The following is a 13,915-nucleotide window of genomic DNA, read 5'->3' as shown; positions in this document are numbered from 1 at the left end:
TCAGCCCGAAAAGCCGCCGCCTTCTAGGAATGCCAGTTCCTGCGGCGTCGAATCGCGTCCCAGGACGAAGTTGCGGTGCGGGAAGCGGCCGAAGCGCGCGACGATGTCGCGATGGCCGATGGCGTGCTTCAGGTAGTCGCCGCCGAGCGCTGTCGATCGCTCCAGAGGGATGTCGTGATCGGCAAGCGTCTCGGAATGCGAGAAGGGCAGATAGAAGAACACGCGGATCGGCGCGTCGGTCGCCATGTCGTGCCCGCCGGCGATCGCCGTGCGCGCAAAATGCCGGGCAAGCGGATCGGTCGCGTACATGTGGCCGCTGCCGCGGAAGCAGTTGCGCGGGAACTGGTCGAGCAGGATCATCAGCGCCAGCGCGCCCTCGGCATCCGCCGACCAGTGGTCGCAGTCGCGCTGCGCTGCGGCCATGTGCAGGTCGCCGAAGGTCTCGCGGAAACGGGCGTCGAACATCTCGTCCTTGCGGAACCATTTTGCCGGGCCTGCCTCGCGCCAGAAGGTGACGACCTCGGTCGCGCGTTTCCTGTCCACTTGCGTCATCGTCAGGTTCTCTCCGCCTTCTCGCCGGTCTTTTTGCTGAGCGCGTCCGCCGCCTCATCATTCAGCGCCTTGGCGCTGCGACGTGGCTGCGTCAGCGGCGTCGGCACCGGCTCCGGTATGTTGCCCTGCAGGTAGTCGCTGCCGGACTGGATGTCGCCGGCGATCTGCATGTCGAGCCGGGCCGCGTCGCGGGCGCGCACGTCCTCGATCACTTCGGCGACTTCGTCGGGGTCCTCGCCGAGTTTCCGCAGCGTCGCGCCGCCGAACAGCAGGGCCGATTCGAAGGTCTCGCGCAACTGGTAGTCGACCCCGGCACGGATGAGCTGGATGGCGGTGCCGCGGTCGTAGGCGCGGGCGAGCACCGGCACCAGCGGGAACTCCGCCTTCATCCGCTCGGCGATCCGAACCGCCACGTCCTCCTTGTCGACGCAGATCAACACCGCGCGCGCCCGACCCGCGCCCGCCGCGTGCAGGATGTCGAGCCGGGTGCCGTCGCCGTAGTAGATCTTGAAGCCGAAGTCGGCCGCCGCCTGGATCATCTCGACGTCGTTGTCGATGATCGACACGTCGACGCCGCGCAGCAGGAGCGGCTGGCTGACGATCTGGCCAAAGCGGCCGAAACCGATGATCAGCACGCTGCCGGTGAGCTCGGCGGCCACGTCCACGCCTTCGAGCGACTGCTCGTCGCGCGGAGTGATGCGGCGCAGCACCGCGATCGCAAGCGGCGTCAGCACCATCGAGATGATGATGATGGCGGTAAGGATCGCATTGGCCTCGCCGTCGAGGATGCCGACGGCGAGCGCGGACGAGTACAGGACGAAGGCGAATTCGCCGCCCTGCGCCATGACGACGGCGCGTTCCAGCGCCTCGCGATGCCCGGAATGCAGGAAGCGTGCGACGACATAGATGCCGAGCGCCTTCATTGCCATGTAAACGAGTACGTAGGCGGCGATCATCTGCCAGTTGGCCGCGACCACCCCGAGATCGAGCGACATGCCGACGGCGATGAAGAACATGCCGAGCAGGATGCCGCGGAAAGGCTCGACGTCGGCCTCGAGCTGGTGGCGGAAGGTCGATTCGGACAACAGCACACCGGCGAGGAAGGCACCCATGGCCATGGACAGGCCGCTGAGCTGCATGGCGAGCGCCGAACCCAGCACCACAAGCAGTGCCGCAGCCGTCATCACCTCGCGAGCGCGCGAGTCGGCAAGCACCCGGAACAGCGGGTTGAGCAGGTAGCGCCCGGCGAAGACCAGCCCGACGATGGCGCCGACGCCGATGCCGATGTCGGTGAACCTCTCAGCCCAGCCGGAGCCCTGGTCGGTGGGTGCCACGGGCGCGAGGAAGGCGACGAGTGCCAAAAGGGGTACGATGGCGAGGTCCTCGAGCAGCAGGATCGAGATCATGCGCTGGCCCTTGGGCGTGCCGAGTTCACCCCGCTCCTCGAGCAGTTGCATGACGATCGCAGTGGAGGTCAGCACGAAGCCGGCTCCCGCCACGAAGGACTGCGAGATCGGGAAGCCGGTGGCGATGCCGACCGCTGTCAGCAGCAGGGCACAGATCGCGACCTGAAGGGCGCCGAGACCGAAGATCTCGCGCCTGAGACCCCAAAGCCGCGACGGCTGCATCTCCAGGCCGATGATGAACAGGAACATCACGACGCCAAGTTCGGCGACCTGCAGGATGGTCTCTGCCTCGGAGAAGACCGCAAGACCGAACGGGCCGATGACGATGCCGGCCGAGAGATAGCCGAGAATCGAGCCGAGGCCGAGCCGCTTGAAGAGGGGAACGGAAACGACGCCTGCCGCAAGCAAGGCCACCACCTGGACCAGTTCGTTGCCCGTCGCGTCTGCCGCCATATGCCCTCTCGATCCTGTGCCGGCAGCGTGACCGCCGCCCTGGAATCGTCAAGATATGCGGTCTGCCGGCCATCGAACAGTCCGCGCCCGTCATGTCTTCGGCTAAAGCGGCCGACGGCGCGGCGAACTCCATCGTTTGGCCACAACCTGCCATTGCGCAGTACGGTCGGAAACGCTAATGCCGTCGTCGTCCGCCCAATGGGTTGGACGCTTGCCGGCAACCGTCGGCTTACGAGGAGAGGACCATCATGAGAAATATCGTGCTCGCCACCGTCGGCGTGCTGTTCACCGTTGCGGCTTGCTCGAAGGCGCCTGAGTGCACTGCCGAAACCCTGGCCAAGAAGAGCCAGGAAGTTGCAACCGCCGTCCAGGAAGCCGTGACCAAGGACCCGACCAAGGCCGCCGAGCTGGCGACCAAGGTGCAGGAAGTCGCTTCCAAGTACACCGGCGCGACCACTTCGGCCGAGGCCTGCAAGGCCTATGACGAGCTGCTGACCGCCATCAAGGGCTGAGTCTCGCTGCCGGAATCAAAAAAAGGGCGGCGCCTGCTGGCGTCGCCCTTTTTCATTGGACCGGAGGGTCAGTTCTTGGCGATGGCTCCGACCGCGACGCCGTCGACGCGGGTGAGCTTCATGCCGATGACGGGAACCAGCTGCTTGTCCACCCGCACCGACACGGTCACGTGCATGGTGTTCTCGTCGGGCACGCGCGCCTGCATGACGCCGTTGAGCTGGTTGCGGTTCAGCGCCAGCACGACCTTGCTGCCGCCGACGACATTGCCGGAGATGATGTCCAGGCCCTTGCCCTGGGAGCCGTCGAGGAACGTGCCGCGATAGCCGTTGCGTCCCTTCTGCTCGATCGTTGCCGACATCTTCTGGGTGAACATGCCAACCCGGCAGCCGCCATCGAGCGACATGCCCACTTTGTCGTCGGGGGTGGCGCCGGTGAAGCTGCAGGTGAACTTCGTTCCCTTGTACTTGCCTGCGACGATCTCGCCGGGGCCGACCCATTCGCCTTCGACCGACTTGAAGAATTTCTGGTCGCCGACCTTGTCCTCGCCGGCATACGCAGTTCCCGTGAAGGAAAGGGCCATGACAGGCAGGACCGCGGACAGGAACAAGCGCTTCATGGAGACACCCGGCGACAGAAACTGGAACGATTTGCTTGCCCGGACCATGAACAAGAATGGTTAATGCTTCGTCTATTTTGCCTTCTCGGCAGCCTTGTCCTTGGCAGCGAAGGTCGTCAGTGCGGTAAGGAAGTCGCCCATGCCGGGGCGCTTGAGCGCGGTAAACGGCATCGGCCGCGTCGTCTCCATGGCGGCGATGCCGATACGGGCGGTCATCATGCCATTGACCACGCCTTCGCCGAGCTTGGCAGACAGCTTGGCGGCGAGCCCGTGTCCCACCAGTTGCTGGACGAAGCTGTCGCCGACGGCGATCGAGCCGGTCACGGCGAGGTGGGCAAGCACGCTGCGGGCGACGCGGAAGGAGCCGAGCGTTCCCGGGCGCCCGCCATAGAGTTCCGAAAGCCGGCGGATCAGGCGACCGGCTTCGAACACCACATAGGCGATGTCGACGAGCGCGCGCGGGCTGACCGCGGTGACCAGCGAGACGCGCTTGGCGGCGTCGAGGACGAGGATCTTCGCCTGTGCGTCCAGCGGGGCGAGGATCTCGACCTCGGCCAGCCGCACCAGGTCGGCACCGTCGATTACGTCGCCACGCAGCCCTGCGAGGGTTCGCCGTCCCGCAGCGGTTTGCGGCTTCGATGCGACGAAGGCCGAAAGGTCGTCGATCACCGCGCGGGCAGCCTTGGGATCGTTGCGATCCAGCGCATCCTGGGCGCGGTTGCGCAGCCGCTCGACCGAGGCGAGCCGCGAGAGCGCGAGCAGCTCGCGAATGACGATGACGACCAGCGCGAGCACGGCGACGGTTGCGGCGGCGACCGCGAGCCAGCCGAGCCAGTCGGCGCGGCTGAACAGGTCCCGGATGAGCCTGTCCGTCCACAGGCCGACACCCAGCGACACCAGCACGCCGGCGGCGGCGACGAACACCGCGCCGAGACGCGACCGCGATTTCGGCGGCGTGGCGGGCGGGGGCTCGGCGGCGGCGAGGTCGACCTCTTCGAACACGTCGGTCTCCGCCGGGATGACGACAGCCGTTTCAGCCGCCATTGCCCGAGGCCTGCGTTGCTCGTGCGGCGATTTGCGCCGCGCCTCGGCGTCGGGCGCAGTAGTGTCGGCGGGTGCGGTTTCGATGCGGAAAGCCGCGGGTTTCCTGGGGGCGCTCATGCCAGCTGGTCTCCGATCAGGAACTGCAGGGCGCGATCGAGGCGGATGTGCGGCAGCGACAGCGTCACGCCCTCGGCGGTCCGTTCCAGGCGGGGTGGCCGGAAGCGTACGAAGCGGATCGCCGGATCGTCGGCATCCTGGCGATGATTGGTGCCAAAATGCTGGAACACGACATCCGCCCGTTCCGGTAAGTCACCGGGAAATATGGCGGTCTCGGCGTTGCCGTCGAAGCGTTCCTTGCCGATGGTCTCGCCTTCGATGGGGGTGCCGATGATCACCGGCAGCGTCTCGCGGCCTTGCTTGACCGTGCCTTCGCGGGTGGCGCGGACCGCGGCCATGGCGAGGACGTCGACCTCGGCACCGGAAAGATTGGCGCGGGCGAGGGCACGCTCGGTCAACCGGCGCACGATCGCCTGCAGCCTGTCGTGGCTTTCGTGATGCAGGTGGTCGGCCTTGGTCGCCGCCACCAGGATGCGGTCGATCCGCCGCGAGAACAGGTCGGTGAGGATGCTGCCGCGGCCGGGCCGGAAGCAGGCGAGGATCTCGGTCACGGCTCGCTCCAGGTCGGCAATCGCGCCGGAGCCGGCGTTCAGCGCTTGCAGCGCGTCGATGAGCACGATCTGCCGGTCGAGCCGGGCGATGTGCTCGCGGAAGAACGGCTTCACCACATGCGTCTTGTAGGCCTCGTAGCGGCGCTCCATCATCGCATGCAGCGACCCGGTACGGGCCCTGCCGTGTACTGGCAACGGCGCGAAGGTCAGGGCGGGCGAGCCGTCCAGGTCGCCGGGCATGAGGAAGCGCCCGGGAGGCAAGGTTGACAGCGCGCGTTCGTCGTCCTTGCAAGCCTTGAGATAGGCCGTGAAGCTCTCGGCCAAGCGCCGCGCAGTCATCTCGTCGGCGTCGGCCGCGGGGCTTATGGTCGCCGACAGGCGCCGCCATACCTCGGAAAGGTCCGCGCGCACCGGCAGCGACGCCAACTCGAACGCCTCGCGCGAGAAATCTTCGTAGCTCTTGCCAAGTAGCGGCAGGTCGAGCAGCCATTCACCTGGATAGTCGACGATGTCGACTGACAGTTTTCCCTGTGAAAACAGCCTGTTCCAGCCGGAGGCGGATTCGAATTCTATGGTCAGCCGGAGTTCCGAGATGGCTCGCGTCGAGGCCGGCCAGACGCGCTGGTCGATAAGCGCAGCGATATGGTCCTCATATTGGAAGCGCGGCACGGCGTCGTCTGGCTGTTCCTGCAGGTAGGCGCGCGCGATGCGGCCCGACTTCTGCGCCTCGAACAGAGGAAGTCGGCCGCCGTGCACGAGGTTGTGCACCAGTGCGGAGATGAATACCGTCTTGCCCGCCCGCGACAGGCCGGTGACGCCGAGCCGCAGGGATGGCGAAAACAATCCCGTCGCGCGCTCCGACAGCGTGTCCAGCGCAATGCGCGCCTCGTCGGTGAATGTGGTCAGTGACGCCAATCGTCATCCCCCAGGAGTTCCGGCTCGATATAGGTGCCGGCCCCGGGATTTGAAACGGCAGGCAATTTCAAAGATCCGCCGGGGTGAGGAAGGCTTCGAGATGGCCACGGCCCAGTTGCGCCTCGGACAGGCTGCCCGGAAAGCGGATGACGGCCAGGCCCGAGGTTGGAAAGCCGGTATGGAGCGTGTGAAGGGCGGCTTCGTCGCCGGTGCCCGATACGGCCATGGCAAGATCCTCCATCATCGGATTGTGGCCGATGACGAGAAGGGTTTCGTATCTGCCGTGCTCGCGGATCTTGTCGAGATAGCCGGCCGCATCCGACACGTATAGATCGTCGGTGAAGATGACGCGGCCGGTGTCGGCATGGCTTGCGATGCCTTCCAGGGTTTCGCGCGCGCGGCGTGCATTGGAGCACAGCGTAAGCTCCGGCACGTAGCCGCAGGCACGCATCGCAACTCCGGTGGCTGCCGCATCGGCGATGCCCGTGGCGTCGAGCGGGCGGTCGAAGTCCCTTACGCCGGGAGCCGCCCAGCCTGCCTTGGCGTGCCTGAGAAGATAGAGATTGCCCAAATATCGCTCCCGGAAGCTCAAGCTCCCGACGAGCCTGCGCCGATCATGCCTCAAGCATGTAGCCAAGCAGGGTTGCGGTTGCAACCGCGCGATGCCGCTGTGCGTTGCTGTGGGGAAGTTGCGCCGCTGCCACGTCCGTTCGCCGCCTTCCCGGGCAGATGTGAAGTTTTCGAGGAAGGCGCTTGTGTGAGGGTTGGCCCGCGAATATATAGGCGCCAAAACGGGGTTGTTGGGTGAGTCGAATGAACGATACCGTTGCACTTGGCTACGTTCCCTCCGAAGAGGAGCCGTTCATGAACGAACGGCAGAAGTCATACTTCAGGGCGAAGTTGATCGCTTGGAAGAACGACATCCTCCGCGAAGCCCGCGAAACCCTCGAAATACTCCAGCAGGAAAACGCCAACCATCCCGATCTTGCCGATCGTGCTTCGTCCGAAACGGACCGCGCCATCGAATTGAGGGCGCGGGATCGTCAACGCAAGTTGATCTCGAAGATTGATTCGGCGCTGCAGAGGATCGACGAGGGGACCTACGGCTACTGCGAGGAAACGGGCGAACCGATCTCTCTGAAGCGACTGGATGCACGTCCTATCGCGACATTGTCGATCGAGGCGCAGGAGCGCCATGAGCGCCGCGAAAAGGTTTATCGCGACGACTGAACGCGTCCTTGTGGCGAACGAAAAAGGCGGCTTCGGCCGCCTTTTTCGTTCGCTGAAGGCGAGCTTCGCCGCCTATTTCTTGTGGCTCGACAATTCGCCCAGCAGCCGCGCCATCTCGTCGTCGAGCGATGGATCGATTGCAGGCTTGCCGGCCCGCGGCTTGTCGTCGAGCGAAACCTTGAGCTCCTTCATCAGCGTCTCGTCGATTTGCTCGCGGCGAACCGGTGCCGCTGCCGGCAAGTGCGCGGGCCTGGCCGGTGCGACAGGGCCCGGCTGGGGTCTGGCCGCCGCGGCGGGCGCGGCATGCGGAGCGAGATGCGCGGTAGGCGCGGTGGACGGACGATGCACCATCGGGGCGGCGGGCGCCTTGGCCTGGTGCGCCGTCGCCGGCCTTGAGGGCGCGTGTTGGGCGTGCGAGCGCGGCGGCTGGGGAGCTTCGTGCTGTGCTGTTTCGCCGGTCAGAGCCGGGCGACGCGGCGTCGCCATGCGGATGTCGCGCTCGACCACCACGTCGGTGGGGCCACCGATGAGCAGCAGGTGCTCGATGTCGTCGCGACGCACCAGCACCAGACGCCGATGGCTGTCGACCGCCGTCGCGTCCATGACCGCCAGTCGCGTCTTCCTGTTGCGACCGCCGGCGACGAAGGTTCCGAATGTGAGGCTGCGGACCAGCTTGACGATGACCAGCACGATGATCAGCAGGACGAGCGCCGCCAGGGTCCACAGCAGCGCCGCCGTATAGGCCGGGCCTGCCACGCTATCCAGCCATTCGAACATCGCTCTATCCCCGTCTTCGCGCCGGCGCGACACTAGCGCCTTGCTGCCTGCGACGGCAAGTCGCCTGTCGCCAGCGCGCACGCTTTGTGATTAAGCGCCCGAACTTGCCTCGAACTTGCGCAGCTTTCGTGGCGGGGCCTTTCCCCGCCGGGGAGAATGTGATTCAACCGCTTCGGATCGAGGGAGCCGAGAGACTCGCAGGGGAATGGCCAAGGAAACGCGCAACGACTTTTATCCGGTCCCGATCGTCGATCAGGCCGGACGCCCGGATGCCGTCACGCGACTGATCATCTTCATCGTGGTCCTGACCGGTGCTGCGATCGTGTTCGGCATCTTCCGCGAGCGCCTTGGAGACCCGTTCCTTCTCGGCATGCTCGGCGTGCTGGCCATGATCGGCGTCGGCTATCTTTTTGCCACCGCCATCGGCTTCATCCAGATATCGCCGCGTTCGCCGGCCGACGGCCTGTCGAAGGCCTTTGTCGATTCCATGTCGCAGGGGCTGGTGATCAGCGATGCCAAGGGACGCATCGTCTACGCCAATCGCGCCTATGCGGATATGACCGGAGCGGCGACCGCCTCCGACCTCAAGACCGTCGAGGGGCTGCTTTCCGATCTGCCCGAGGCATCCTTGACGATCTCGCAAATCGCCTCGGGCCTCAGGGATGGCCAGGCTGGTGACGGCGAATTCCGCCTGGCGCAATCCATACGCCCAGGGGCAGCCCCCGGCGCGCGCTGGTATCGCGTGCGCGCACGCTCTTTTAGCGTCCCCGGCAACCGGCAGCCGCTGAACGCCTGGCAGCTGGCGGACATCTCTCCCGAACGCGCCGAGCAGGAGCGGTTCTTCCTCGACCTGCAGCAGGCCATCGATCATCTCGACCACGCGCCGGCAGGCTTCTTCTCGGCCGATCAGGACGGCCGGGTCACCTATGTGAACGCCACGCTCGCCGACTGGCTCGGCATCGACCTTGCCAGCTTCACGCCAGGCGCCATCAGCCTCGACGAGATCGTCGCCGGCGACGGCATGGCGCTGGTCCGTTCGGTCAAGGCCGATCCGGGCACGACCCGCAACGCGGTGATCGATCTGGATCTGGCGACCGTCAACGGCGAGGCACTGCCGGTTCGCTTCATGCATCGCGTTTCGGCGAGCCGCGAGGGCGTCAACGGGCCGACGCGCACGATCGTGCTCAACCGCACCGAGGGTGAGGATTCGTCCGCGCAGTTGAGGGCTTCGGAGGTTCGCTTCACGCGCTTCTTCAACTCGACGCCGATGGCGATAGCCGGTGTCGACCAGACCGGCCGGATCCTGCGCACCAATGCGCCGTTCCTGTCCCTGTTCTCGTCCGCCGTCGATCGCGATGCCGTCGATCGGCGTGTGCGGCTCGACACCGTCATCCACGAGCGCGACCGGCCGGCCTTCGCCGCGGCGCTGGAGAAGGCGCGCCAGCGCCAGGCCGACATCACGCCGATCGACACAGTATTGCCCCAGAACGAGGAGCGGCATGTCCGCTTCTACGTCAACGCCGTGGCCGACGGCTCGGACGCGGACGGAGCCGAGGAAGCGGCGATTGTCTATGCGGTCGAGACGACCGAGCAGAAGGCGCTGGAAAGCCAGATGGCGCAAAGCCAGAAGATGCAGGCCGTCGGCCAGCTCGCGGGCGGCATCGCCCACGATTTCAACAACGTGCTGACGGCCATCATCATGGCGTCGGACCTTCTGCTGACCAACCATAGGCCTTCCGATCCGTCCTTCCCGGACATCATGAACATCAAGCAGAATGCCAACCGTGCGGCGTCCCTGGTCCGGCAGCTCTTGGCCTTCTCGCGCAAGCAGACGCTGCGGCCGGAGGTGCTCAACCTAACCGACGTGCTCGCCGACCTGCGCACGCTGCTCGCCCGCCTCGTCGGCAACAGCATCAAGCTCAAGGTCGACCACGGCCGCGACCTGTGGCCGATCCGTGCCGACATCGGCCAGTTCGAGCAGGTCGTGGTCAACCTCGCGGTCAACGCGCGCGATGCGATGCCTCAGGGCGGCGACCTCATGGTGCGGACCAAGAACGTGCCGACCGAGGAGTGCAGGGCCTACGGCTACAGGGAACTGGCGCCGGCGGACTATGTGATGGTCGAGGTGGAAGACACCGGCACCGGCATTCCGCCGGAAGTGCTCAAGAAGATCTTCGAGCCGTTCTTCACCACCAAGGAGGTGGGCAAGGGCACCGGCCTCGGCCTTTCCATGGTCTACGGCATCATCAAGCAGACCGGCGGCTTCATCTTCTGCGATTCCGAAGTGGGCAAGGGCACGGTTTTCAGGATCTTCCTGCCGCGCCATGTCGCCAAGCCCCAGCTGGCTGCCGGGACCGGCCCGGAGGTCGCAGCACCGGTAGTGGCGAGGCAGCCCGAAGCCGAAACGAACGGTGCCGCCAAGGACCTTTCCGGTTCGGCAACCGTGCTGCTGGTCGAAGACGAGGATGCGGTCCGCCTGGGCGGCGTCCGGGCGCTGACCTCGCGCGGCTACACCGTTCATGAGGCCTCGTCCGGCGTCGAGGCGCTGGAGGTGTTCGACGAGCTTGGCGGCAAGGTCGACGTCGTCGTATCCGACGTGGTGATGCCCGAGATGGACGGCCCGACGCTACTCGGCGAGTTGCGCCGGCGCCAGCCGGACATCAAGTTCATCTTCGTCTCGGGTTATGCCGAGGATGCCTTCGCCAAGAATCTCCCCGCCGACGCGCAGTTCGGCTTCCTGCCGAAGCCCTTCTCGCTCAAGCAACTGGCGACGGTGGTGAAGGAAGTCCTCGAGACCTGAGCGTCCGGCTGCGGGACGGCTTTCGCATCACGCGGCAGAATGCCATGATGCGTGCGGAGGCCAGTCAGGATCGTCGATGCAGCTGACGCCGCACAACGAGGCGGAAAGGGACGACTACGCCGAGACCGTACTGCTCGCGGGGGATCCGCAACGCACGGAGTGGGTGGCCAGGAACTTTCTCGAAGAGGCCCGTTGCGTGAACCGTGTCCGCGGTGCGCTGGGATTTACCGGGCGCTGGCGCGGCATGCTGATCAGCGTGCAGACCACCGGTATCGGTGCGCCCTCGCTGTCGATCTATGCGCATGAATTGCTAGACACCTATGGTGCGCGGACGCTGATCCGTATCGGCACCTGCGGAGCGCTGGCGGAGCAGGTCAGGCTGCGCAGCCTGGTGATCTCGCAGTCGGCGAGCACCGACAGCCACGTCAATCGGCAGCTTTTCGGACTCTACGACTATGCTCCGAGCGCCGATTTCCAGCTGCTGCGCCGTGCGGCCGAGAAGGCTGAGGAACTCGCGGTCGACCACCATGTCGGTCAGACGGCATCCAGCGACGTGTTCTATCATCCGGACGGGCTTGCCCGCTTCGCAGGCGTCAGGGCAAGCGGGGCGCTTGCCGTCGATATGGAAACCAATGCCCTCTACTCGATAGCCGCCCGCTTCGGCGCCAAGGCGCTGTCGATCTGTACGGTGGTCGACAGCCTCGTCACCGGCGAAGGCACGGACCCTGCCGAACGGCAGGAGCTGTTCCGCGGCATGACCGGCCTGGCACTCGAGGTCGTTGCCCCTCGGGCGTAGCCAAGCTCGAAGGATATTTCTGCTCGTGCTAATATTCCAGCCACGAATCGCCTGGGGTGGGTTCGGTCGGTGAGGCCCCGAGGTGGCTGGCAATCCGCAAGTTCCAGGCAAGCGAGTCGCACTATCCCGGATCGAGAGTTCTGCTTCCGTGTTCCTTGCGTTGGCAATCGGACAGAGGGACAGCCCGATGGAAGAATTCGTCGAGGACAGCATGAAGAGGCGTCTGACGGAAACCGTCGACATAGCCACCGCCGTCAGCATCCTGAAGTCTTACGGCTATTGGGGGGATGAGCTGATTGTCGCCATCACCCGCATCTTCTATGTCGATCTCGACACGTTGAACGAGGTCGTCGCCGAAGCTGCCTGAAGCGGGGGACTTGCATTTTGCCCGCGGTTCCGCCATATGCGGCGACATAGGCGCTTGGGCCGGGCTTGCCGGCTTTCTCACTGCAGAGACTTGGTTGCGTCTGTTTTCTCCCCTTTCCGGCTACGGCAAGCGGCGAAATAGACCCGCGGCATGAGGCATGCGGGCGCGACAGCGCAGCCGAGCGGACGATGTCCGCCGCCTTGTCGTTTCACAAGAGATCGAGGCCGGCAGGTTGCGCCCTGCCGCCATTGATGTTTGCGGCGGATGGCCGTCGCACGAAAGAAGAAGATATTGACCAATGAAAATTCCGCGGAGCTGAACGGCTTCGCCAAACTCGGCATTTCGGGCGCGCTGCTCAAGTCGACCATCGCTGCCGGCTTCACCGAGCCCAAGCCGATCCAGGTCGAGTCGATCCCGGCACAGCTGGAAGGCCGCGACATCCTCGGCATCGCCCAGACCGGCTCCGGCAAGACCGCGGCATTCGCGCTACCCATCCTTTCCAAGATCATTGCGCTCGGCACCAAGCGCAGGCCGAAGACCGCGCGCGCGCTCATCCTCGCTCCGACGCGCGAACTCGCAGTCCAGATCGAGGACACCATCAAGCTGCTGGCCAAGGGCGCGCACATTTCGACCGCGCTGGTGCTCGGCGGCGTCTCCCGCAATGCGCAGGTCCGGAAGGTCGGCCCAGGCGTCGACGTGCTGATCGCGACGCCCGGCCGCCTGACCGATCTCGTCCGCGAAGGCGACGTGATCCTGGCCGACACCCAGTGGCTCGTCCTCGACGAGGCCGACCGCATGCTCGACATGGGTTTCATCAACGACGTCAAGCGCATCGCCAAGGCGACGGCCAAGTTCCGGCAGACGGCGCTGTTCTCGGCCACCATGCCGGCGGAAATCGCCGAGCTGGCAGCCGGGCTGCTCAGGGACCCGGTCCGTGTCGAGGTGGCTCCCCAGGGCACCACGGCGGCCGAAATCCGCCAGAGCGTCGTCCTTGCCCGCACCAAGCAGAAGCGCAAGATTCTCTCCGACATGCTGGCCGACGAGGCCATGCGCTCGGTGATCGTGTTCGCCCGCACCAAGCATGGCGCCGACCGCGTGACCCGCGATCTCGAGCGCGACGGCTTCGAGGCGGCGGTCATCCACGGCAACAAGTCGCAGAACGCACGTCAGCGGGCGCTGAACGGCTTCCGCGACGGCTCCGTCCGCATCCTGGTGGCAACCGATATCGCTGCACGCGGCATCGACGTGCCCGGCATCAGCCATGTCGTCAATTTCGACCTGCCGGACGAAGCAGAGAGCTACGTCCACCGAATCGGCCGTACCGGCCGCAACGGTGCTTCCGGCGTTGCGGTCACCCTGGTCGACCCCTCGGAGAACTCCAAGCTCAAGCAGGTCGAGCGCATCATCCGCATGAAGCTGACGGTCGACGCCGACCATCTTGGCCAGCCAGATCCGCAGCGGCCTGCCGGCGAGCATCGCTTGCCGGAGCCGGCCAACGACGACGATGGCGAGCGCAGGCAAGGGCACCCGAACGGCCAGCGTGGTCGCGGTAATGGCGGTGGCAAGCCGCGTTTCGCCAAGGGCGGCGAGCGGTCGGGCGGAGGCGCGCCGAAGGCGGACAAGCCCGCCGGCGGCAAGCCGTTTCGCGGCAAGCGCCGCGGTTTCGGCAATCGCGGCCCGAATTCGCGAGCTGCCTGATCTGTGCAGCAGATCGGGCCAGCCTGGTCCATTTGCTGCAACGGCATGAATAGGCTAGGGCGGTCGGGGCGGTGCCTCGG

General features: G+C 65.8%; 13 protein-coding genes. 6 read left to right on the top strand and 7 right to left on the bottom strand.

Features of this window, described 5'->3' with window-relative positions:
- Both AmiPiv_RS10530 and AmiPiv_RS10525 read right to left on the bottom strand, forming a co-directional pair.
- Window positions 1-552 carry a DUF924 family protein gene (locus AmiPiv_RS10530; RefSeq protein ID WP_340037374.1) on the bottom strand — a complete coding sequence of 184 codons (552 nt, stop codon included), beginning with the start codon at window positions 550-552 and terminating at the stop codon, window positions 1-3.
- Between the two features lie 2 nt (window positions 553-554).
- Window positions 555-2,411, bottom strand: a complete 1,857-nt coding sequence (locus tag AmiPiv_RS10525) for a monovalent cation:proton antiporter-2 (CPA2) family protein (RefSeq protein WP_340037373.1) — start codon at window positions 2,409-2,411, stop codon at window positions 555-557.
- A 248-nt stretch (window positions 2,412-2,659) separates the two neighbouring features.
- Between AmiPiv_RS10525 and AmiPiv_RS10520 the strand changes: the two genes are divergently transcribed.
- Window positions 2,660-2,923: a hypothetical protein gene (locus tag AmiPiv_RS10520; RefSeq protein ID WP_340037372.1), complete on the top strand. Its 264-nt coding sequence runs from the start codon at window positions 2,660-2,662 to the stop codon at window positions 2,921-2,923.
- Between the two features lie 68 nt (window positions 2,924-2,991).
- Here AmiPiv_RS10520 and AmiPiv_RS10515 read toward each other — a convergent pair whose 3' ends face one another.
- The 4 genes from AmiPiv_RS10515 to AmiPiv_RS10500 all read right to left on the bottom strand — a co-directional run bounded on the left by AmiPiv_RS10515 (window position 2,992) and on the right by AmiPiv_RS10500 (window position 6,738).
- A complete protein-coding gene (locus AmiPiv_RS10515) occupies window positions 2,992-3,540 on the bottom strand; it encodes a hypothetical protein (protein ID WP_340037370.1) in 549 nt (182 codons plus the stop codon).
- 72 nt (window positions 3,541-3,612) lie between these two features.
- Window positions 3,613-4,701 carry a YcjF family protein gene (locus AmiPiv_RS10510; RefSeq protein WP_340037369.1) on the bottom strand — a complete coding sequence of 363 codons (1,089 nt, stop codon included), beginning with the start codon at window positions 4,699-4,701 and terminating at the stop codon, window positions 3,613-3,615.
- Window positions 4,698-6,167, bottom strand: a complete 1,470-nt coding sequence (locus tag AmiPiv_RS10505; RefSeq protein WP_340037368.1) for a YcjX family protein — start codon at window positions 6,165-6,167, stop codon at window positions 4,698-4,700. Before AmiPiv_RS10505 ends, AmiPiv_RS10510 begins: the two co-directional genes overlap by 4 nt.
- 67 nt (window positions 6,168-6,234) lie before the next feature.
- Entirely contained in the window at window positions 6,235-6,738 is a 504-nt protein-coding gene (locus AmiPiv_RS10500) for a SixA phosphatase family protein (RefSeq protein ID WP_340037367.1), read from the bottom strand.
- A gap of 242 nt (window positions 6,739-6,980) precedes the next feature.
- Here AmiPiv_RS10500 and dksA point away from each other — a divergent pair, with 242 nt between their 5' ends.
- A complete protein-coding gene (gene dksA, locus AmiPiv_RS10495) occupies window positions 6,981-7,397 on the top strand; it encodes an RNA polymerase-binding protein DksA (protein ID WP_340037366.1) in 417 nt (138 codons plus the stop codon).
- Window positions 7,398-7,469: 72 nt separating this feature from the next.
- Here dksA and AmiPiv_RS10490 read toward each other — a convergent pair whose 3' ends face one another.
- Complete coding sequence (locus tag AmiPiv_RS10490) at window positions 7,470-8,174, bottom strand: hypothetical protein (RefSeq protein ID WP_340037365.1); 705 nt, start codon at window positions 8,172-8,174, stop codon at window positions 7,470-7,472.
- A 205-nt stretch (window positions 8,175-8,379) separates the two neighbouring features.
- On the opposite strand from AmiPiv_RS10490, the gene cckA reads away from it, so the two are divergent.
- From cckA to AmiPiv_RS10470, 4 genes are all read left to right on the top strand, one after another.
- A complete protein-coding gene (gene cckA, locus AmiPiv_RS10485) occupies window positions 8,380-10,974 on the top strand; it encodes a cell cycle histidine kinase CckA (RefSeq protein WP_340037364.1) in 2,595 nt (864 codons plus the stop codon).
- Between the two features lie 82 nt (window positions 10,975-11,056).
- The gene (gene deoD, locus AmiPiv_RS10480; RefSeq protein ID WP_445206947.1) at window positions 11,057-11,770 is read left to right on the top strand and encodes a purine-nucleoside phosphorylase; all 714 of its coding nucleotides are present in this window, start codon (window positions 11,057-11,059) and stop codon (window positions 11,768-11,770) included.
- A gap of 211 nt (window positions 11,771-11,981) precedes the next feature.
- Complete coding sequence (locus AmiPiv_RS10475) at window positions 11,982-12,137, top strand: hypothetical protein (protein ID WP_445206940.1); 156 nt, start codon at window positions 11,982-11,984, stop codon at window positions 12,135-12,137.
- 291 nt (window positions 12,138-12,428) lie between these two features.
- Window positions 12,429-13,835, top strand: coding sequence for a DEAD/DEAH box helicase (locus AmiPiv_RS10470; RefSeq protein ID WP_340037361.1), 1,407 nt, complete (start codon window positions 12,429-12,431; stop codon window positions 13,833-13,835).
- The last annotated feature ends 80 nt before the right edge of the window (window positions 13,836-13,915 follow it).

The organism is Aminobacter sp. Piv2-1, assembly GCF_037625995.1.
In the GTDB taxonomy this organism is placed as follows: Bacteria; Pseudomonadota; Alphaproteobacteria; order Rhizobiales; family Rhizobiaceae; genus Aminobacter.
The sequence above is the reverse complement of the archived record's forward strand: the minus strand, read 5'-3'. Positions and strand labels throughout refer to the sequence as shown.